Source organism: Sphingomonas glacialis, assembly GCF_014653575.1.
GTDB classification, from domain to species: Bacteria; Pseudomonadota; Alphaproteobacteria; order Sphingomonadales; family Sphingomonadaceae; genus Sphingomonas; species Sphingomonas glacialis.
This window is the reverse complement of sequence record NZ_BNAQ01000004.1, coordinates 43,358-63,310: the sequence shown is the minus strand read 5'-3', so window position 1 is coordinate 63,310 and position 19,953 is coordinate 43,358. Positions and strand designations below refer to the sequence as shown.

Annotated in this window: 14 protein-coding genes and 1 pseudogene; 7 read left to right on the top strand and 8 right to left on the bottom strand. The window is 61.3% G+C overall.

All coding sequences use genetic code 11. The features are described from left to right. Positions 1 to 8: 8 nt before the first annotated feature. Entirely contained in the window at positions 9 to 725 is a 717-nt protein-coding gene (locus tag IE187_RS13675) for a hypothetical protein (RefSeq protein ID WP_189676720.1), read from the bottom strand. Positions 726 to 1,086: 361 nt separating this feature from the next. On the opposite strand from IE187_RS13675, the gene IE187_RS13670 reads away from it, so the two are divergent. After that, positions 1,087 to 2,349, top strand: a complete 1,263-nt coding sequence (locus IE187_RS13670; protein ID WP_189676719.1) for an SAM-dependent methyltransferase — start codon at positions 1,087 to 1,089, stop codon at positions 2,347 to 2,349. 154 nt (positions 2,350 to 2,503) lie between these two features. On the opposite strand, the gene IE187_RS13665 is transcribed toward IE187_RS13670, so the two are convergent. Then, the gene (locus IE187_RS13665) at positions 2,504 to 2,971 is read right to left on the bottom strand and encodes a GreA/GreB family elongation factor (RefSeq protein WP_189676718.1); all 468 of its coding nucleotides are present in this window, start codon (positions 2,969 to 2,971) and stop codon (positions 2,504 to 2,506) included. A gap of 79 nt (positions 2,972 to 3,050) precedes the next feature. Here IE187_RS13665 and IE187_RS13660 point away from each other — a divergent pair, with 79 nt between their 5' ends. Together IE187_RS13660 and IE187_RS13655 are read left to right on the top strand one after the other, a co-directional pair. Then, positions 3,051 to 4,910, top strand: a complete 1,860-nt coding sequence (locus IE187_RS13660; protein WP_133186957.1) for an ABC-F family ATP-binding cassette domain-containing protein — start codon at positions 3,051 to 3,053, stop codon at positions 4,908 to 4,910. Positions 4,911 to 5,026: 116 nt separating this feature from the next. Then, positions 5,027 to 5,407 (top strand): hypothetical protein, encoded by a 381-nt coding sequence (locus tag IE187_RS13655; RefSeq protein ID WP_189676717.1) that lies wholly within the window; start codon positions 5,027 to 5,029, stop codon positions 5,405 to 5,407. Between the two features lie 615 nt (positions 5,408 to 6,022). Here IE187_RS13655 and IE187_RS13650 read toward each other — a convergent pair. Both IE187_RS13650 and IE187_RS13645 read right to left on the bottom strand, forming a co-directional pair. Continuing rightward, a complete protein-coding gene (locus tag IE187_RS13650; RefSeq protein WP_189676716.1) occupies positions 6,023 to 7,585 on the bottom strand; it encodes a tetratricopeptide repeat protein in 1,563 nt (520 codons plus the stop codon). 28 nt (positions 7,586 to 7,613) lie between these two features. Further along, positions 7,614 to 7,994, bottom strand: coding sequence for a hypothetical protein (locus tag IE187_RS13645; RefSeq protein ID WP_189676715.1), 381 nt, complete (start codon positions 7,992 to 7,994; stop codon positions 7,614 to 7,616). A 217-nt stretch (positions 7,995 to 8,211) separates the two neighbouring features. On the opposite strand from IE187_RS13645, the gene IE187_RS13640 reads away from it, so the two are divergent. Further along, positions 8,212 to 9,329, top strand: a protein-coding gene (locus IE187_RS13640) for an IS3 family transposase (RefSeq protein WP_438810932.1) whose coding sequence is annotated in 2 segments (ribosomal slippage) — positions 8,212 to 8,464 and positions 8,464 to 9,329 — 1,119 coding nt in all. Because the reading frame shifts where the segments join, the coding sequence is not laid out codon by codon here. Positions 9,330 to 10,163: 834 nt separating this feature from the next. After that, positions 10,164 to 12,950 (top strand): CHAT domain-containing tetratricopeptide repeat protein, encoded by a 2,787-nt coding sequence (locus IE187_RS13635; RefSeq protein ID WP_189676713.1) that lies wholly within the window; start codon positions 10,164 to 10,166, stop codon positions 12,948 to 12,950. A gap of 42 nt (positions 12,951 to 12,992) precedes the next feature. Here the strand turns inward: IE187_RS13635 and IE187_RS13630 are convergent, their stop codons facing one another. The 4 genes from IE187_RS13630 to IE187_RS13615 form a co-directional block, all read right to left on the bottom strand. Further along, entirely contained in the window at positions 12,993 to 13,505 is a 513-nt protein-coding gene (locus IE187_RS13630; RefSeq protein ID WP_189676712.1) for a hypothetical protein, read from the bottom strand. Beyond that, a complete protein-coding gene (locus tag IE187_RS13625; protein ID WP_189676711.1) occupies positions 13,502 to 14,836 on the bottom strand; it encodes a sensor histidine kinase in 1,335 nt (444 codons plus the stop codon). The genes IE187_RS13630 and IE187_RS13625 overlap by 4 nt, the downstream gene beginning before the upstream one ends. Beyond that, positions 14,833 to 15,525, bottom strand: coding sequence for a response regulator transcription factor (locus IE187_RS13620; protein ID WP_189676710.1), 693 nt, complete (start codon positions 15,523 to 15,525; stop codon positions 14,833 to 14,835). The genes IE187_RS13625 and IE187_RS13620 overlap by 4 nt, the downstream gene beginning before the upstream one ends. A gap of 72 nt (positions 15,526 to 15,597) precedes the next feature. Beyond that, positions 15,598 to 16,599 carry a hypothetical protein gene (locus tag IE187_RS13615; protein ID WP_189676709.1) on the bottom strand — a complete coding sequence of 334 codons (1,002 nt, stop codon included), beginning with the start codon at positions 16,597 to 16,599 and terminating at the stop codon, positions 15,598 to 15,600. A gap of 653 nt (positions 16,600 to 17,252) precedes the next feature. On the opposite strand from IE187_RS13615, the pseudogene IE187_RS13610 reads away from it, so the two are divergent. Beyond that, positions 17,253 to 18,396 (top strand): annotated as a pseudogene (locus IE187_RS13610) (IS3 family transposase). Between the two features lie 228 nt (positions 18,397 to 18,624). Beyond that, the gene (locus IE187_RS13605; protein WP_189676708.1) at positions 18,625 to 19,944 is read left to right on the top strand and encodes a surface lipoprotein assembly modifier; all 1,320 of its coding nucleotides are present in this window, start codon (positions 18,625 to 18,627) and stop codon (positions 19,942 to 19,944) included. The last annotated feature ends 9 nt before the right edge of the window (positions 19,945 to 19,953 follow it).

The following is a 19,953-nucleotide window of genomic DNA, read 5'->3' as shown; positions in this document are numbered from 1 at the left end:
GCGGATCGTCAGAAGCGGTACTTCAGCCCGACCTGGAGGATCGGATAGACTTTATAGTCGTCGACCTTGCGCTGGGTGTTGAGCCGTTCCTTCTCGAGTTCGGCGATGAAGCGCGGGTCGTTGGCGAGCGTCCCGTTCGAGCTGTAATCACGCACGCGCACCGCACCCTGGAACAGCGCACCCGCCTCGACATTGACGCTCAGGCCACGGTGCAGGCCGCCGCCATAGCCAAGCGTCAATTGCGGTGCGACGTTCTTCACCTCTGCGCGCCCGCTGATCGTGCCGATCTGCGCCGGTGTGTAGGCGATCGCGCCGATCGTGGTGGTGCTCTGCGGCGTGGCGCGCAGGCGGCCGGCATTGCCGTTGATCCGTGCGCCGGCAGACAGGAAGAAACCGCCGCCGAAGGGATGCAGATCGAGCATCACGCCGCCCGACTTCAAATTGGCCTTGCCGTCATAGCGGACGTTGTTCGATTTGACGCTGTGGCTGAACGACAGGAACGTCGCATTCGCGCGCACGCCGATCGTGCGATTGGCGCGATAGCCGATCTCGGGACCGATCCCGAGCGTGCCGGCGGTCAAGCCGATCCGGAAGCGCCCGCTTTTGGTATCCCCTGTCGAATGCGTCGTCGTTTTCTGTACCGGGCCTGCCTGCGCAAAGGCCGGTTGCGCGATCAGTGCCAGGCACGCTGTTGCCATCGCGACCCCCAATGTACTCGTCTTCATGATGACTCCAATTCCTTATTATATCCTGCGCTTCGCAAGGCAACGTTTCGGCACTGACAGGCAACACCTGCATTATAAATACTGATAAATTACTTAATTGATTCAGATCAGTGTAAAATTCTGCACATAACACCATTGTCGTTACGCAGGCGGTGGTATTCTGCACGACTGATGCGACTGACCCGCATGACTGCGCGCTTCAGCAAAATAGACCCGATCCTCCTTGGTATCTTGCGTCTGCTGGGGGAGACGGTCACGGTGGATCCTCAGAACCTTGCGCCTGACCTCCCCTCGTTGCGCCCCGTCTTGGGCAACGCGATCCGGCATGCGACAGGGTGTCAGGGTATGGAGCGTGTGTGCGATGTGGCTGTTCGACCGGTTCGCGAAAAATCTCGTCAAGCGCGGCGAACTGACGATCATCGATGCCGATGGCACGCGTTATCACTACGGCACGCCCGATCCCGCGTTCCGCCCCGTCACGCTGCGCTTCGCCGACAAGAACGTCGCGACCTATATCGCGCGCCATCCGCGGCTCGGCGCGGCGCTCGCCTGGATGGACGGGCGGCTGCTCGTCGATAACGACGACATCGCCGGGATGATCGACCTGATCCGCGGCAACGGCCGCTGGGAGGACGGCCGCAGCACGATCGGCACTAAGAACCCGGTCAAGCTCGCCTGGGCGGCAAGCACCGCGCGACTGCGCCAGCTCAATCGCATCGGCAAATCGAAGCAGAACGTCGCGCATCATTACGATATCGGCGACCGGCTCTACGATCTCTTCCTCGACGCCGACCGGCAATATAGCTGCGCCTATTTTACCGACGAGGATAACACGCTCGAACAGGCGCAGCTCGACAAGAAGGCGCATATCGCCGCCAAGCTGCAGTTGCGGCCCGGCCAGCGCGTGCTCGATATCGGCTGCGGCTGGGGCGGGATGGCGCTGTATCTCAACCGCGTCGCCGACGTCGACGTGCTCGGCATCACGCTGTCCGAAGAACAGCTCAAGACCGCCCGCCGCCGCGCCGAGGAAGCCGGCGTCGCCGACCGCGTGAAGTTCGAGCTGATCGACTATCGCGAGTTGACGGGGCGGTTCGACCGGATCGTCTCAGTCGGGATGTTCGAGCATGTCGGCGTGCCCAATTACCGCACCTTCTTCCACAAATGCCGCGCGTTGCTCCAGGAGGACGGCGTGATGCTGCTCCATACGATCGGGCGGATGGGCGGCCCGGGCCAGACCGATCCGTTCACCGCGAAATATATCTTCCCCGGCGGCTACAATCCGGCGCTGTCGGAAATCGTCGGCGCGAGCGAATCGGTCCGGCTGATCGCGGCCGATGTCGAGACGCTGCGCGTCCATTATGCGCTGACGATCCGCCACTGGTATGATCGCGCCGTCGCCAACCGCGACAAGATCGAGGCGATGTTCGATGCGCGCTTCTACCGGATGTGGGTATTCTACCTCGCCGGCGCGATGGCGGCGTTCAAGCATGGCGTGATGTGCAACTATCAGGTGCAACTGATCCGTGACCGCCGCGCGCTGCCGCTGACGCGGGAGTATATGGCGGAGGCTGAGGCGGCGTTGCAGGCGGATGCGGAATGGGTTCCGGAGCCGATGTCGCGCTGATACTGGACGACACCACCCTCCCCCGTCACCCCGGGCTCGTCCCGGGGTCCACCGTGCCGCATGGCTTGAGGAAGCAATTTGCGCATCCCGGTGGACCCCGGGACAAGCCCGGGGTGACGGATTGGGGGTGGGGCGGACTAAGGGTCGCGGTCCGCTAGGCTACGCCCGACGCCGAAACCGCAACCACCTCGATCGCCTCGTCCTTCCCCGCGAAATCGACCCGCTCGCCAACCTCCGCGCCGATCAGCGCACGCGCCAGCGGGGCCTGATAGCCGATCTTGCCCGCCGCCGGATCGGCTTCGTCGCCGCCGACGATCTCGACGCTGCGCTCGACGCCGTTCAGCCGATAGGTCACGCGGCTTCCGATGCCGACCTCACCCTCTGCGGGCGCCGCGACCTCCTCGGCGGTCGTCTGGCGCGTGTGCCAGTAGCGGAGCTCGCGCAGCACCGCGTCGCGGTCCTCAGCCGACGCGCCCGCTACCGCCGCTTCGAGCTCCAAAACCTTCGCCCCGATCAGCGCCAACCCGCGCGGCGTCACTAGGTTCGGCCCCGGCGCGATCGGCCGTTCGAACTTGGGTTCCAGATGTTCTTCGTCGCTCTCGCGGCGGAAGGCGACGCTCATTCAGGCTCTCCACAGGCTTTGTTGCACAACGTCGTGGCGGACACTTGGGTGCAACGCAACAATCTGCTACGGGCCGCCGATGCTGAATATCAATGGTATCACGGTGCGCCTCGGTGGGCGCGCGATCCTCGACGGTGCGAGCGCGGCGCTGCCGCCCAAGAGCCGCGTCGGCCTGATCGGGCGCAACGGCGCGGGCAAGTCGACGCTCATGAAGGTCATGATCGGCCAGCTCGAGCCCGATCTCGGCGAGATCGAGATGCCGCGCGGTACGCGCATCGGCTATATCGCGCAGGAAGCCCCCTCGGGAACGACCACCCCGGTCGAAGCCGTGCTCGCCGCCGACACCGAGCGCGCATCGCTGCTGGAAGAGGCCGAGACCTGCCAGGATCCCGACCGCATGGGCGTGATCTATGAGCGCCTGACCGCGATCGACGCCTACACCGCCCCTGCCCGCGCCGCGCGGATTCTCGTCGGCCTCGGCTTCGACGAGGAAATGCAGGGTCGTCCGCTCGATTCCTACTCCGGCGGCTGGAAGATGCGTGTCGCGCTCGCAGCACTTCTGTTCTCCGAGCCCGATTTGCTGCTGCTCGACGAGCCCTCGAACCATCTCGATCTCGAAGCGACTTTGTGGCTCGAGAACTTCCTCAAATCTTATCCGGCGATGATGGTCGTCATCAGCCACGAGCGCGATCTGCTCAACAATGTGGTCGACACGATCCTCCATCTCGAGGGCGGCAAGGTCCATCTCTACACCGGCGGTTACGACAGCTTCGAGCGCCAGCGCGCCGAACGCGTCGCGCAGCTCGCCGCCGCCAAGGCCGCGCAGGATACGCAAAGGGCAAAGCTCAGCGAATATATCGCCAAGAACTCGGCCCGCGCCTCGACCGCCAAGCAGGCGCAGAGCCGCCAGAAGATGCTCGCCAAGATGCAGCCGATCGCGTCGATGGCCGAGGATCCGACGCTGTCGTTCGAATTCCCGAGCCCCGAGGAACTGCGCCCGCCGCTGATCACGCTCGACATGGCGGCGGTCGGATACGCGGAAAAGCCGATCCTCCAGCGGCTCAACCTGCGGCTCGATCCCGACGACCGCGTCGCGCTGCTGGGCCGCAACGGCAACGGCAAGACCACGCTCGCGCGCCTGCTCGCGGCGCAGCTGCCGACGATGGACGGCGCGATGAACGCCAGCGGCAAGATGCGCGTCGGCTATTTCACCCAGTATCAAGTCGAGGAACTCGACGGCGACGACACCCCGCTCGAGCACATGACGCGGATGATGTCGGGCAAGACCCCCGGCGCGGTGCGCGCGCAGCTCGGCCGCTTCGGCTTCTCGGGCGTCAAGGCGACGCAGAAGGTCGGCAAGCTCTCGGGCGGCGAACGCGCGCGGCTCGCGCTCGCGCTCATCACGCGCGACGCACCGCACATGCTGATCCTCGACGAACCGACCAACCATCTCGACGTCGATGCGCGCGAAGCGCTGGTCCAGGCGCTCAACGCCTATGACGGCGCCGTCATCCTCGTCAGCCACGATCGCCATATGGTCGAGCTCACCGCCGACCGGCTCGTGCTCGTCGATAACGGCACAGCCAAGGAATATGCCGGCAGCATGGAGGATTATATCGCCTTCGTGCTCTCGGGCGACGGCGGCGGCGAAGGCGCCAAGACCAAGGCCGCCAAGAAGGACGACAAGCCGCAACTGAGCGCCGCCGCGGTCGCGTTGCAGAAGAAGGCGCACGAGGCCGAGGCGCTCGTCGCCAAGCTGACCAAGCAGCGCGATGCGATCGACCGCGCGATGCTCGATCCGAGCACCGCCGAAGCCTGGCTCGCGCGACTGTCCCCCGCCGATCTGGTCAAGCAACACGCACAGATTTCGAAGAAGCTCGACACTGCTGAAGCGGCTTGGTTCGAGATCAGCGAGTCGCTGGAGATGGCAGCCGCTTAACCTGGCTTGTTTACCTTTCTTTACGGAATGATAACGATCCTGCCTGCGAAAGGCGGGAATCCTCCTGTCGTGTCGTCTATCGATTGACGTAGATCATGTTCGGGGAGGCACCACCTATGAAACTCTCGCCACCACTCCGCGCGCGGCTCATCGCAGCCCGGCTCGATATCGCAGCACGCAGCGGCGCCAGCACGCGCGATTGGTCCGACGATCAGAGCCTCTCGGCGCTGAGCCTCGTCGCTGGCGGCCACAGTGTGGCGGATGCGGTGGCGATCGTGCTCGGCGATGCCGTGCTCGAGGATGGCCTGGTCGATTACAATCCGGGATGCGCGTGGATCGACTTTGCGCTCGCCAAGCGCAAGCGCACCCCCGCCGAAGTCGAACGCATCGTTTCGCAATGGGAGAGCCAGAGCTTCGACCAGCCCGAAATCACCGCAGCGCACGTCGTCGATCTCGGACGTTCCACCGCAGCGCAGACCGGGCGCGCCTTGTTCTGATGGTGCGGGCGGTCGGGCTCGAACCGACACTCCGATTAAGGAACGGGATTTTGAGTGCGGCGAGTCTCAGCTACATTGTTGTTTTATATAGACATATAATCGTCTATCCAAATTATGTGTAAGGATATGTGTAAGTTAGCCGGACTCTTTGGTCTTTATTCGCATCGCAAAAAACAAGCGAATGTCGCGTCTGGATTGAGGGAACTTTTCCACAGCGCCTTGCCCCGGTCTGACTTTTTCCTAATTGGCTTGGATAAGATGAAACCGCGCACGACCGTATCGCGCCCAATTTTCGCTGTCCGAAATAAAACCGGCTTCCCTGAAGGCGGCCATTTCTGCCCGACCTGGCCAGCTTCTTGTATAAAAGAGCAGCTCATACATCATGACGACCAGACGGATCACCTCAGGCGATGAATTGAAGTATCGAAACGGGCTGGCGGGCTTGCAAGGACGGGGCATGCGAACGCCCGATCCAGCGTTGCCTAGCGATCGGTGCATTTGGTCTGACGCTGCCCTCCGAAGCCATGATCCACGTCGCCCTTGGGAGCCTCCTGCCGCGCAGAATCGTTCATCCTTGAGCATTCTCAAACGGACTCTTAGACATCGTATCATCGATTATTTGACCGGGTGCGCCGCTGCAAACGCCGCGACCTCTGCTTCTTCCAGCGCGCCTGTGGCATCGCTGTCGCCCTGCGCGGCGGCCTTGCGAAACCAGCTTAGCCCCTGCAACTGGTCCTTAGGCACGCCCCGTCCATTCCAGTATGCAAACCCGAGCGACGCCTGCCCACGTGCATTGCCGGCATCAGCCGCTTGGCGTGCATATCCAAGGCCGGCGGCATAATCTTTCTGCACCCCAAGACCATTCATCAGCCGAACGCCATACGTCGCTGCTGCCGGGATATCGCCATCATCGGCAGCACGCTTTTGCCAGATGATCCCTTGCGCTTCGTCCACAGGAACCCCGATCCCGTTGAGCAAGGTTACAGCATAAGCTTGCTCGGCCGCGCCATTATGAGCCTCGGCCGCGGTTCTGATGAATTTGAGTGCCTCGACTTCATTTTTTGCAACTCCGATACCCTGTTGCAGGACCATGCCGTACAGGCCGACAGACGCCATATCGCCAGCATCGGCGGCACGTTTAATCATGGCCAGACCACCCGGCACGTCCAAAGGCAGGCCTTGTCCGGTTAATACCATGTGCCCCAGAAAACCGATCGCCTCTGCATTGTTCTTTGCCGCCGCCTTGCGCAACCAGACAACAGCCGCCGCCCCATCCCGGGCAACACCGTTTCCATAAAAATAGGCTGTACCCAGATCAAGCATCGCCGAGCCCCAGCCCTGTTCTGCGGCAAGCTTATTGTAATACGCTGCCTTTACCGGATTAACAGCGGCGCCGTTGCCAAAACGATAAACCGAGCCTCCCAGCGTTGCTTGTGCGAGCAACTGGCCCTTGTCAGCGGCCCGGGTCAGATAGCTGATCGCATCGGCCAGATTTGCGCCTGAACTCGGCCGATTGGCCTTTACCTGATAAAAACCATACAAGGCTTCGCCATAGGTATCGCCTTGTTCGGCGCTTTTTTTGAGCCAGGCCATTGATGCGGCCTGATCCGCCGGCCCACCAACGCCATCATGCAGCATATAGCCATATTGCGACTGACCACCGGGATGGCCAAGCTTGGCCGCTTGATCAAACCACTGCCGCGCTTTGGCATCATCGCGCGGCGCATCGTCAAACCCGGTGTAATAAACACGGCCCAGGTTAAAGGCTGACAAGGCATTTCCGCCTGTCGCCTCTTGTTCCAGCCGCGCCACCAGTGCTGCCGGTGTCTCCTTGATCATCATCGTGAATTTATAAGTGGCAACTATGCTTTGCGGTCCGGTGGGTTGAGATCGAGATGAACTGCCGCCGCCTGCATAAGAGCTGCTTCCCGATTCGCTGCTGCCAGATGAAGAGGAGCCACTGCTGCTACCGCTGTAACGATCAGTTACGGCCTGGGTGCGCTGCTGACTGTCGAAATTTGCCCGATCATTGGCCGCCGCACTCGCACGCATATCGGACATCATGCTCTGACGATTGGCCTCGTCATTACCCGCGTTCCATTGCGCGTTTGCTGCGCCGCTCATCATAGTGAGCACCGCGATTCCTGTAAGAAATATCGGGCGTTTCGGCAGTGTCATAGGTGGTGCCTTATGTATAGCAGGTCGTTTAAGGAACAAACGGATCTGGCATCGCAACTTCGGTGTAGGTCAAATAGCCCAGCTGTAGGAAATGGATCATATAATTTGTCGTCATTGCTATTGCGACGTTTGGCTTGGCCTCCCAATGGCAAATACCCTGATAATGCGACAGATCTGCACCAAGCAGCGGCACTTTGGGAGCTTGATAGGCCTTGGTGAAATAATCGAACGCCTTGTCCGCGTCAGCGCTATCAGCTTTAAATTCACGAGGTGTTGAAAAGACTTTTTTATCCGACGATTCAGTTGCTTGGCAGGTCATATAGCCAGCTTTTGCATAAGCCGCATTTGATGAAAGTGCGGCGGCGCAGAATACTGCACCAACAAGGGCTTCTCGTAAAATATGGGTCATTAAATTTTCCTTCTCGTAGTAATAGCGACGACATGCCCCGAGCCGGTGTGTGTGAAGATTACTGGTCGATCAAATTACAAAGGCTGTTAGGGTCCAATCCTAATCTGACATCCTCCTGACGTAATGGTGTGGACGGCTGACCTGCTGCCCGTTTCCTGGACCGTTTTGAGCTGGAAAATTCCAGTTTAGGATTGAGGGTCAGGCGATGGAGTGAGCGATGAAGAGATCGAAGTTCAGCGAGGCGCAGATCGCGTTCGTGTTGAAGCAGGCCGAGGACGGCACGACGATCGGCGAGGTGTGTCGCAAAGCCGGAAACAGTGACGCGACCTTCTATGCCTGGCGCAAGAAGTACGCCGGTCTGATGCCTTCGGAGATGCGGCGGTTGCGGCAGCTCGAGGACGAGAACGCGAAGCTCAAGCGGCTAGTTGCCGACCTCAGCCTCGACAAAGCGATGCTGCAGGATGTCGTATCGCGAAAGCTCTGAGGCCTGATCGGCGGCGTCAGCTCGTCGACGACGTTCGAAGCATCTGGTCCGTCAGCATCAGACGGGCGTGCAGTGTGCTTGGGGTGGAGCGATCGAGCGACCACTATCGTGGCTGCCGCGCGGATCAGGCCGATCTGAAGAAGCGGATGCAGGAGATCGCCGAGACGCGTGTGCGCTATGGCTATCGCCGGATCCATGTACTGCTCCGGCGGGAGGGCTGGGACGTGAACGCGAAGCGTGTTTTTCGGCTTTACAAGGAGTTGGGGCTGCAACTGCGACAAAAACCGCCGAAGCGCCGGGTGAAAGCGAAGTTGAGGGAAGGCCGCTGCGCGGCGTCGTGTTCGAATGAAGTATGGGCCATGGACTTCGTCCATGACCAGTTGGCGACGGGATCGAAGTTGCGCATCCTGACGGTGATCGACACGTACAGTCGGTTCTCGCCGGCGGTGGTGCCGCGGTTCAGCTTCCGCGCGCCGGACGTGATCGAGGTGCTAGATCGCGTCTGCGGTGAGGTGGGGTATCCCGCCTCGATCCGGGTCGATCAGGGCAGCGAGTTCGTCTCCCGAGACCTCGACCTGTGGGCGTACATGAAGGGCGTCGTGCTGGACTTCTCCCGGCCCGGCACGCCGACCGACAACGCGTTCATCGAAAGCTTCAACGGCAAGTTCCGGGCGGAGTGCCTGAACCAGCACTGGTTCATGAGCCTCGACGATGCGGTCGGAAAATGCGAGACTTGGCGTAGAGACTATAACGAGGTGCGGCCACATAGCGCGATCGGCAATAAGCCGCCGATATCGCTGGTGAACCGGTCAGCGGCACATGGCCCGCCCTGGCCGGCAGGAACTGGATGACGCCCAGCCGAGTGGTCCAAGATCGGGTAGCAGCTCAATGAGCGACGAAGCTAAGTTATCAGCGGCCTGAAAATGGGGAGCACGTCAATGAGGATCGAACCAAACAAGACAGAAGCGGGAATTTATGGGCCGAATTGCGCTCATAGCCAGATAGGTAATTGCCTACCCCTTTGGTTTGGACAGGGCCCACTAGTATGGACTTCGATCACATCTCAGCGACGCAGCTTGCTATCGATTGCTCAGTCGAACAGGGCGCTCTCGCGCAATCATAGCTGCTGGCGAAGCGCGCAGCGAATTGCCCGTACTTGTTGGTGCTTCAGCTCGCGCTTGGCGCCCAAAAAGTATCGCCTATTTCAAACCCGAGTTCCTGACGGGTCAGATCGATCGACGAGCGATCTATCGACTATCTTCTTCAAATCGATCAAATAGGCCGATGTAAGGTGTAGTATTAGATCTATAAATGAAACAATCTCTTATAAATCGAGATCGATAAAAAATAGTCTAGAAAGATGAATATTTCATTCGCGGTCGGTCTATTCATCGTTTTGTCTTATGAGCTAAAGAGCGATTTTTTATTCTATTACATGCGTAAAGATTTATCTCGACATTTGCGCGGGTGTCTGGCATGATATATATCCAAGTGGGTGCGGAGCCCCGAGAGCGATGATCGTGACAATAGTGCGGAAAACGTTGCTTTTCGGGGTTGCCGGATGGTCACTGAGCGTTGCGACACCGTCACTGGCCACTTGCGACCCGACTGTGCCTCCAAAAAGCGCTCCGCTCAATGTCAATGCCCCCACCTCACTCAAAGCGCGCTTCGACGCGCTTTATGCTATGGACAAGTACAAAGACGCGGTCCCGATGGCAGCGCGGTGGAAAGCCCTAATTGACGACGCCAGTGTCGATCCCGTCGCAAACGCCGAAGTCCTGTCCCGCGCCTACACCGGCTATGCGTGGGTCATCAGCGACACACCGCAAGCCGATCAGATGGCGCCGGCTGCCACCAAAGCCGAAAAGATCGCCCGCGACTCCGGACTGACCGACCGCGATTTCTATTATGAAACGTTAGCGGTGCTGTCGGCGGTCGAGACGGCCACCGGCGCGTTCGATGCATCGGCCGCCCACGTTCGCCAAGCGGTCACCTTGGCCACGCAAAAATTCGGCGTCGTCAGCCGTGAAGCGGCTTTTGCCGAGGGGACGCTTGGTTTTCTCGACTTGGCGCAAGGTCGCTACATCGATGCCGAGCGGCACTACGGCCACGCAGCGGACGTGTCGCTGCAATGCTCCGCGCCCGATGACGGCTTCACCGGGGCGATGATCGATACCCATGCCGTCACGCTCGACAGCATCAGTCGCTTCGAAGAATCGCTGGCGGAGCATAACCGTTCGCTGGAATGGGCGACCGCCCATGCGAGCCCCGATTCCCCGGCCCTTACGGCCGCGCTGGGGGGCGTCAGCGCCGGCTTGTCGAGGCTTAACCGCCTTACCGAAGCGGAACCGATCCTACGCGAGGTGATCGACCGGCAGCGACGGTATGAGCCGGAAAATTACTGGTATCGCGCCGCTTACCTCTCGAATTACGGCGATCTCCTCAACCGGACGGGGCGGAGCGAGGAGGCAGAGGCGTTCTGGACGCAAGCCAGCGCCTTTTTCGCCAAAGCGAAGACACGACAAGATCCCTGGCTCGCAGCGCAGCCTCTATACTTCTCCGCCGGTGCCGCGCGGATGCGCGGTGATTATCCTGCGGCGATCGCCCGCTATGCTGCAACGGAAGCACAGCTGACTGCCAACGTTGGACCGGGGAACGTAAGGCTGGCGGGGGTCATCATCGAGCACGGCGTGGCGCTCGCAGCATCGGGCAAGGCCGTGGATGGCGAGGAGATCGCGACCCCGGCCATCGCTATTTTGCGTGCCAAACTCGACGCGCAGGACATCCGGCGGCTCATCGCCGAAGTGCTGTATGCCCGGATCATCGCCGCGACGCGCACAGCGGACGCTGGATATGCCCTGATCGTGGCACCGGCAAAAGCGCTCGAAGCCAAGTTGCTCGATGCCGCCCTTTCCCGTGCGGACCTGGTCAAATATGCACCGACCTTCGCCGCAGCATTCGCGACGCTGGCCGATCTTTCGCTCAAGACCGGGCATCCGAGCGAGGCGTTTCACGCGTTGCAACTCGCCAACCTCACCGACATCGTCCTCGTCAATTCCGAGGTCGCGGCACGCTCTGCCGCGACGAACCCGCGGACTGCCGCGCTGATACGAAGCCTGCAGGACCATATTCGCTTGCGTCAGGGTTTGGACAAGGAGCGTAGTTTTGCGGCGTCGGCACGCAAATCCGACGATATTGCGCGGCTCGATGTACAGATCGCGGCGGTCGATGCGCAGATTGTCCGTGAAGGCGCGGAGATCGACCGTGTGTTCCCGGCCTATCGCACGATCGGCCGACCCACCCCGGTTTCGCTCGCTTCCTTCCAGGCGCGACTGCATCCGGGTGAAATCTTGCTTGCCCCGTTGCCGGTCGAAGACGGTACGCTGGCGATCGCCGTTACGCATGACCGGCTGATCTGGACGAGGACGGCGGCGACTCGCGCGCAAATCGGGCAATGGGCCAAGCGCATCCGCTTCTCGATCGACGCTGCGCGAGCGTCGTCCGATACGGCGCCACCCTTTGACATAGCCGCCGCATCGGCACTCTATCGTGCGATTGCGCCGCGTCCGATTTCGGCTGTGCTGCGGACACACAAGCAGCTGCTCTATTACAGTTCCGGCGCACTTGCGGCGGTTCCGCCAACCTTGCTGGTGACAGCAGCGACGCGCGGAACGTCGTTAGTGGACACTGCGTGGTTGGTGCGGACTCATTCGGTCACGGTGCTGCCCTCGCTCCTCGCCCGCGCCGATCCAGCCCCAGGCGGACGAACGACCACAGCGCGCTTTCTGGGTGTCGGCGCACCCGATCTGGGGCCTGCACCGATCGAGATCGCTGCCCGTGGCGCAACATTTCGCACCGGCGGTATCGATGTCAAGGCGCTCCAAGCCTTGCCGTCGCTGCCGCACGCGCAAAGCGAACTGCGCGCGATCGGCTTAGCGCTCGGCGGTCGCAACGATCGTTTGCTGGTCGCACAGCAAGCGACGGAAGCGGAATTGCGCGCGCTTCCGCTTGAGCGATACGGCGTCATCGCGTTCGCGACGCACGGCCTGGTCGGCGGCGATTTCGCCGGCCTTAGCGAACCGGCCTTGGTAATGACCCCGCCCACCGTCGCGAAGGATGGCGACGATGGCCTGTTGACGGCGTCGGAAGTTGCCGGGCTGAAGCTGGATGCCGACTGGGTCATTCTGTCGGCTTGTAACAGTGCCAGCGGCATCGGGACGGGGGGCCCGGCTTATGGCGGCTTGGCCAGCGCCTTCCTGCATGCAGGCGCACGCGCCTTGCTCGTTTCGCATTGGCCGGTCCGCGACGATGCCGCCGCGCGCATCACGGTCGAAACGGTGCGGCGCACGCGTATGGGGGAACCGCGCGCCGTCGCGCTTCGTCACGCGATCCTGGCGCTGATGGCAGACCGGCGCGTGCCGCAATCCGCCAACCCGGCGATCTGGGCACCGTTCGTACTCATCCAGCAGTGAATCTCGTTTTACCGCTGTATCCCGCGAGCACATTGAGCCCGGCTACTGGACGACCATATAATAGCGTCCCGTCGCGCGACCGGGATTGCGAACGTCTATGCCGTAGCGCGTCGTCCACAACGGCATCCATGCGCACCGCCCGCCCGGCGGTGCCGCGCACGATAGTGCCCCCTCATCGTCTTTCACGGCGAGCGTGAACGGCGCGCGGTCGATCGCGACGATGGCGATTTGGGCGCGCTGCCCGCCGAGGAAGGTTTGTTCGAAATGCGCCGTGCCACCCGACTTGACTACGACGGTGCGATAAGCGGGACCGAGCGCGCGATCGCGATAGGGCAATGTTCGATTGCCCGCCCAGCCCGTGGCGAGATCGTCACCGTCCAGCGCGCGCGCACCGACCGCGAGCAGGACGCGACCCGCGCGGACTCGTTCCGCCTTTCCCCGCGCAGCGGCGCCCGACGTCAACGCATCGACCGCGCGCCCGAAATCATCGGCACTGGCGGCCGCAACGAGCATAAGCCCCAGCGCGGCAACGACCGGAAGTTTATTGCGGATCACGGCCGGACCCCCGGCGCGATGACGAAGCGCGCACCGGGTGCCGCATCCTCTACGCGCGCGGCAAGTCCGTGGCGTGCGGCGATCACGCGCACCAGGGCGAGCCCTAGCCCATGTCCCTCGCCCAAAATCGCCGAGCGGCGGAAGCGCTCGAACACCGTTTCACGGTCGGCTTCGGGAATACCGAGACCGTTATCCTCGACGACGATCACCGGTCCGGCCGCAACCGACAATAAAACACGCGATCCCGCGGGAACATATTTGAAGGCATTGTCGAGCAAATTGGCGATCAGCCGCGTCATCTGCATCGCCTCACCGCGCATGGTCACAGCGGGTGCGATCCGGGTGGTGAACGCCAGCCCGGCTTCTTCCGCGCTTGCAGCGTAGAGCTCCCCGATATCGGCGGCAAGTTCCGACAGGTCGATCGTGGCGCGGCTCGCTTCGGTGCCTGGCGGATCTGCCATCGCGATATCCAGCAAGGCGTCGAACAGCGACACGACCGAGCGGATATCGGCGCGTGCCGCATCGAGCGTGCGCGCGACCTGCTCGTCGCGATTGTGATCGAGCGCCGCCAACAGGCGCGTGTCGAGATGGGCGAGCGGGGTGCGCAGTTCGTGCGCGATATTATCGGTGATATCGCGTTGCGCGACAAGCAACCGTTCGATCCGGTCGAGGTGAAGATCGACTTGGCCCGCCAGCGCATCGATTTCGTCACCGTGAGCGGGCGCGCGCAACCGCGGTGCCCGAATGCCCTCGCCAAAGCTGGCAAACGCGCTGTTCATAGCGCTGATCCGAGCCATCAGCCGGCGTGCGACGATCAGCCCGATCGCCAGAGACAGCGCCGTGACCACCGAAGCCGCCGCCGCCAACGTCCAGCCCAACTGTCGCTCGACCCGGTAGATCGGGCCGAGTGAGCGCCCCACGATCAAGGTCAGGCCGCCGCGCAACAGGGTGGCGCGCGCCAGGATGATATCGCTGCCGATAGTGACTTCGGTGGTGTTCGAACGCGTCGGGTCGATCGATGGCCCCACCGCCATGTTCCCGGCCAGCCGATGACCGCGAAAATCCGTCAGCCGGTAATACGGCGCCGCGTTCATCGTCGGTAAAAAGCTGGTGCGATCCGCGATCCGGCGTTCCACCTCCGTCGGCCCGCCTTGCACCATCCCATCGACCAGACCGGCGATATCGGTATCGATGGTATTCAGCAGATCGGCGCGCGCGGCGTGCCGCACGCTGACCAAGGCAAGCATGCCGAAGCCCAGGATCGCGACGAGCACGACCAGAGTCGAGATCGCCGCTTGCCGTATCGCGAGTGAGGAAAACAGACGCTTCACTGTGCGACGGGAGCCACCGCATCGACCAGGCGATAGCCGCGCCCGCGTACCGTTTCCAGGCAGCCGGTGGCGAAACCCTCCTCGATCTTGCGCCGCAGCCGGGCGAGGTTGACGTCGATGACGTTGGTCTGCGGATCGAAATTCAATTTCCAGACTTGCCGCAGCAACATCTCTCGCGTCACCACTTCGCCGGCATGCTCCATCAGGCATTTGAGCAGCTCGAATTCCTTGGGACTGAGCGCCAGATGTCGCCCGGCGCGGTGCGCGGTGCGGGCGAGCACCTGCAATTCGATATCGCCGCAGATCAGCACCGGCTGGCGGGCCTGCACGGTCGTGCGGCGATGCAGCGCGCGCAGCCGCGCGATCAATTCGACCGGCTCGAACGGCTTGGCGAGATAATCGTCGGCACCCCGATCGAGCCCTTCGATCCGGTGGTCCGAACGTCCCAGCGCCGACAGCATCAGCACCGGCTTTTCGACTCCGGCGCTGCGCAGCCGCGCGATGACTTCGATCCCGGCGATACCCGGCAACATCCAGTCGAGCACGATCACATCGATCGCCGGATCGCCGGCATACCCAAGGCCGCTCTCGCCGTCGGGCGCGTGCCTGACCGTGATGCCGTCGCGCGACAACAGGTCGCTGACCGCTGCGGCGGTCTGGACGTCGTCCTCGATCAGCAGGACGTGCATTTCGGCCCCTCGCTCTTCTTCATTTGTCACAGTGTCACGATCGCGGAGATGCGCCAACCGCGAATGCGACGCTCACCGTAAGGCGACGAGTTGATCGACCATCCGGGCATTGGCAAGCGTTGTAGCCTTGGTTGCGGTGTCCTCATAAAGGCCCGGCTTCGCGGTGAACGTGTAGGTCTTGCTCTTGCCGAATTTCAGACCGCCGAACCCGCCCACGGTCGCAAGCCCCCCCAGGATATTCGCTGCCTTCTGGACGCCCGCACCCTTGGTCGTATCCGCCATGTCGGCAAAGTCGCCGGTGACCGCGACAGGGTCTTTGAGCGTGATCGTCGCGATTTTACCGGCGGGCGATACCAAGCTCATCCGGGAAAATTGCCCGGCGACGGACATGCCCGACGAAATCTTGACGCCTCCGCCGAAGCTCGCGATTCCGGGTCGCCGCGCATCGGAGAAGTCGATCAGATACACCACGTCGATGACCGCCTGGCCGGTTGCCTTGGCGTGCTGCACCATGCCGTATTGGGTGTAGCCGAACGACATCTGCATGCCCATGCTGCTGAAACCCGAGCCCGTAATGTCGCCGGGCAACATGACCAGGCCCGGAATCCCGGTGGGCTTGTAATAGTCGGTCTTGCCCTTGCTCTTCTTGTCGATGAACACGCTCGCTTCCATCGGCGAGGCCATCGGCTTCACGTGCGCGAAGGCGGCACTGCCGAACATCGGCGCGGGATCGACGACGGTCATCCCCTTCGCCGCCAACTTCGCCTTGAAGTCCGCATAGGCGGCGTCGGTTACGGTTTGCATCATCGCAGGCGTCACGCCGACCAGTTCGCTCTTTGCATTGGTCACGCCGCCGAACGCGCCGATCATGCCTCCGGTCGCCTTGGTGTTATCGACCGATTCGAAAATGAAGCCGACGTTGAACGCGCCGATCACGACGGTCGTGGTGCCCTTTGCCGCTTCGCCGGAGGATATCTTGACCGGCTGATCGTCGGCAAAAGCCGGCACTGCCGACAATGGTGTCGTGGCCAAAGCAATGGCAGAAAGCGCCGCGGTTCCGCGAAAATCGAACATTATGGTCTTCCTAATTATTAAGTATTGTTAAGGCCGCGACTTTGAAAATGCATTGAAGACGACATTATTAATACAAATTAATAATTTACGGTTGCCAAGCAGCAGACTATCTAAAATTTAAAACTCCACAGCAACTGCGTATTTTTCGGCACACTATACTGGATTATTATACGATTTTTGAAATAAATCATTTGTGCCAGAGCGCCGTAGGGTTTTTGCATCAGCAGGCATAATATTGTCGAATGCGATGATTAACACTTACAAATGCTGTAATATAACACGGATGAGTGAATTATTTCGGCGATCCGGAAATTGGCTGTTGTTTCAGGTGCAAATAGGCGTGGAACCGGGACTCCCGATCGGCGTTTGAAAGGGCTGCCATTGTGGTGCCGACGTGCGTCGATGCCGGGCGCACCGTTCGCGATGCTTACTGCGGAGGGAGGACATAGCCCGACCGGAGGCGCAAGAAGCGCAAACCGATCCTCTCTTTAGCGTCAGCTATGGTTTTTGAAGCGCCAGCAGGGCACTGCCAAACTAACCGGAATTTGATTAGTTGGGTCCCGATAACGCTGGAATGGCGGTGTAGAGAGACATGCTGCTAAGTGGAGTTTCTGCCTGAACGCGGCCAGCTTGGCTGCCGAACAGGAGATCGTATGACGAAGCGAACACGCCGGAACCACATCCCGGCATTCAAGGCGAAGGTGGCCTTAGCTGCGGTGAAGGGCGAGAAGACGCTGGCCGAGCTGGCGCATCAGTTTGACGTGCACCCGAACCAGACCACGACGTGGCGCGGCCAGTTGCTGGAGGGTGCAGCGGGGGTTTTCGGGTCGGACAGCCATAGCGAGCCGGCCGAGCCGGCGATCGACGTAAAGACGTTACACGCCAAGATCGGCGAGTTGACGCTGGTGAACGATTTTTTGTCCGGGGCGCTCGGCCCAAGCTCGTAAGGGGGCGGAACTGTTGCCGAGCGCAAAACGATGATCGACCGTTCGCACGCGTTTCCGGTGACACGGCAAGCGCGGGAGCTGGGGATCAGCCGTGGCAGCGTCTATTATCCGCCCAGGCCGACCTCGGCTGCTGACCTCGCGATCATGCGGCGGATTGACGAGCTGCAGCTGGACTTCCCGTTCGCGGGCAGCCGGATGTTGCGCGATCTGCTTGCCGGCGAAGGGGTCAAGGTCGGCTGGCTGCACGTCTCAACGTTGATGAAGAAGATGGCGATCGAGGCGATCTACCGACGGCCCAACACGTCAAAGCCTGCGCCGGGGAATAAGATTGACCCCTATCTGCTGCGCAAGCTGGTGGTGACGAGGCCCAACCAAGTCTGGGCGACGGATATCACCTAAATCCCGATGGAGCGCTGCTTTGTCTACCTTATCGCCATCGTCGGCTGGTTCAGCCGGCGGGTTTTGGCTTGGCGGCTGTCGATCACGCTGGAGACGGATTTTTGCATCGAGGCTTTGGAGGAAGCGCTGGCGCGCTTCTGGGCGCCGAAAATCTTCAACACCGATCAGGGCAGCCAACTTACCAGCATGGCGTTCACCGCCGTCCTGCACCGCGAGAAGATCGCGATCAGTATGGATGGCCGCGGCGCCTGGCGCGACAATATGTTCGTTGAGTGGCTATGGCGCTCCGTGAAAAACGAGGAGGTCTACCTGCGGGCCTATGGTCAGCGAGGCCTGCGCGTGGATCAGCCGGTACCTGACCTTCTACAATGGACGGCGCCCACACTCATCGCTCGACCGCAGGACACCCGATCACGTCTACTTCAACCTGCCGCTCCACGCAGCGGCATGAAACCGGCAGGCGCTCCACTTACAATCGCGCCGAGTTGTTCAAATAAACCGAGCCACCTCTAACACCTTGAACGCTGAACACGCCGCTGTCTTGAAACATGAACTAACATTACAGTGTTTGTAAATCGACACTGCCTCCAACGGGTCTAGACCGATGATCGAGCGATAAACGGGGCGGACACGACGCAGCGACCCCTGGCTCTCGAACAGGTTTCTGGGGCGATTTAAAATGATCACGACATCTCGCGGTGTGTTGCTGGCAGCCGTAGCCATAACTGTATCTGCTTATCCAGCCTCTGCCGCGCCCGCCGGAATTATCGAGCAGGCAACGACGCTGCTGCAACAGGGTAAGGCGGTGGAAGCTTACGCACTGCTGCGTCCTGCGCTGGCAGATCAGGCGGGTGACCCAGGCTTTAACTATGCATTTGGTCTTGCGGCACTCGATTCAGGCCGGACGGCTGAGGCGATCCTGGCGTTTCAACGCGTGCTGGCAGTCAAGCCCGACATGGTCGAAGCGCGCGCCGAACTGGCGCGCGCCTATGCGATGGCGGGCGACGTCGATACCGCGCGTGCCCAATTCAACACGGTGTTGCAGGACCCTTCGCTCCCCGATCCGGTGCGCCAGCGCTTCACCACGCTGGAGCGCAGTTTTGCCAAACAGATTGCAGGTGGCGGGTCCGACGTCACGGGATTTGTTGACGTTTCGGGTGGTTATGACAGCAACATCAACACCGCGACCAACCTGACAAGTGTCACGATCCCGTTGTTTGCAGTGTTCGGCCCGGGCACTTTAGCAGGTAATGCCCGCGCTACCCATGACGGCTACGGCGAAATTCAGGCAGGTATTTCCGGTGTTGCTGCCGTCAGTCGCCAGGATCGCGTGTTCGGCAGTTTGCTTGCCAACTACCATGACAATATCGACAGCAATACGTTCGATCAGGCGAGCGCCACCGGCACCGCTGGGTTTGCACACAGCTTTGCCAATCGCGACACCCTGTCGCTGTCGGGGCAGGCGCAGCAATTCTGGCTGGGCCAGCATAGCTATCGCCAGGCGTTTGGCGCGATCGGACAATATACCCATGTGCTGAACGGCGGACGCGCACTGTCATTTTCGGCGCAGTATTTTCGATTCAATTACGACAATCAGCCGTTGCTCGATGCCAATCGGGTTGCGGTCGCGGTCAGCTATGCGGCACGCAAGTTTGTCCTCACCGCCACCGGCGGTCACGAACAGACGCGTGAGGTAGCGGGTGATGCACAGTCGAACAGCTTTGGCGAAGTCTCGGTCGGGGCCGAGCTGCCGATTGCCGCCAAGATATCGTTTGTTGGCGGCGCGACCGCAGATATCCGGCGCTACGACGCCCCCGATGCGCTGTTCCTGACGCAAAGGCGCGACGAGCGGCTGGATGTGTCGGCGGGGCTGAAATTCCTCGTGGCGAAGAACGTCACTGTGCGCCCGCGCGTCACTTACACGCGCAATTTCAGTAACATAGCAATTTACGATTACGAACGCGCCACCGCCAGCGTCGGCGTGCGCCTCGAATTTTAGACATTTTCG

Bases quoted from the DNA above. Each gene is read 5' to 3' on its own strand.
- IE187_RS13645 (WP_189676715.1), bottom strand. From the start codon at position 7,994: ATGACCCATATTTTACGAGAAGCCCTTGTTGGTGCAGTATTCTGCGCC.
- IE187_RS13650 (WP_189676716.1), bottom strand. From the start codon at position 7,585: ATGACACTGCCGAAACGCCCGATATTTCTTACAGGAATCGCGGTGCTC.
- IE187_RS13635 (WP_189676713.1), top strand. From the start codon at position 10,164: ATGGACAAGTACAAAGACGCGGTCCCGATGGCAGCGCGGTGGAAAGCC.
- IE187_RS13660 (WP_133186957.1), top strand. From the start codon at position 3,051: ATGCTGAATATCAATGGTATCACGGTGCGCCTCGGTGGGCGCGCGATC.
- IE187_RS13670 (WP_189676719.1), top strand. From the start codon at position 1,087: ATGTGGCTGTTCGACCGGTTCGCGAAAAATCTCGTCAAGCGCGGCGAA.
- IE187_RS13655 (WP_189676717.1), top strand. From the start codon at position 5,027: ATGAAACTCTCGCCACCACTCCGCGCGCGGCTCATCGCAGCCCGGCTC.
- IE187_RS13620 (WP_189676710.1), bottom strand. From the start codon at position 15,525: ATGCACGTCCTGCTGATCGAGGACGACGTCCAGACCGCCGCAGCGGTC.
- IE187_RS13675 (WP_189676720.1), bottom strand. From the start codon at position 725: ATGAAGACGAGTACATTGGGGGTCGCGATGGCAACAGCGTGCCTGGCA.
- IE187_RS13615 (WP_189676709.1), bottom strand. From the start codon at position 16,599: ATGTTCGATTTTCGCGGAACCGCGGCGCTTTCTGCCATTGCTTTGGCC.
- IE187_RS13605 (WP_189676708.1), top strand. From the start codon at position 18,625: ATGATCACGACATCTCGCGGTGTGTTGCTGGCAGCCGTAGCCATAACT.
- IE187_RS13665 (WP_189676718.1), bottom strand. From the start codon at position 2,971: ATGAGCGTCGCCTTCCGCCGCGAGAGCGACGAAGAACATCTGGAACCC.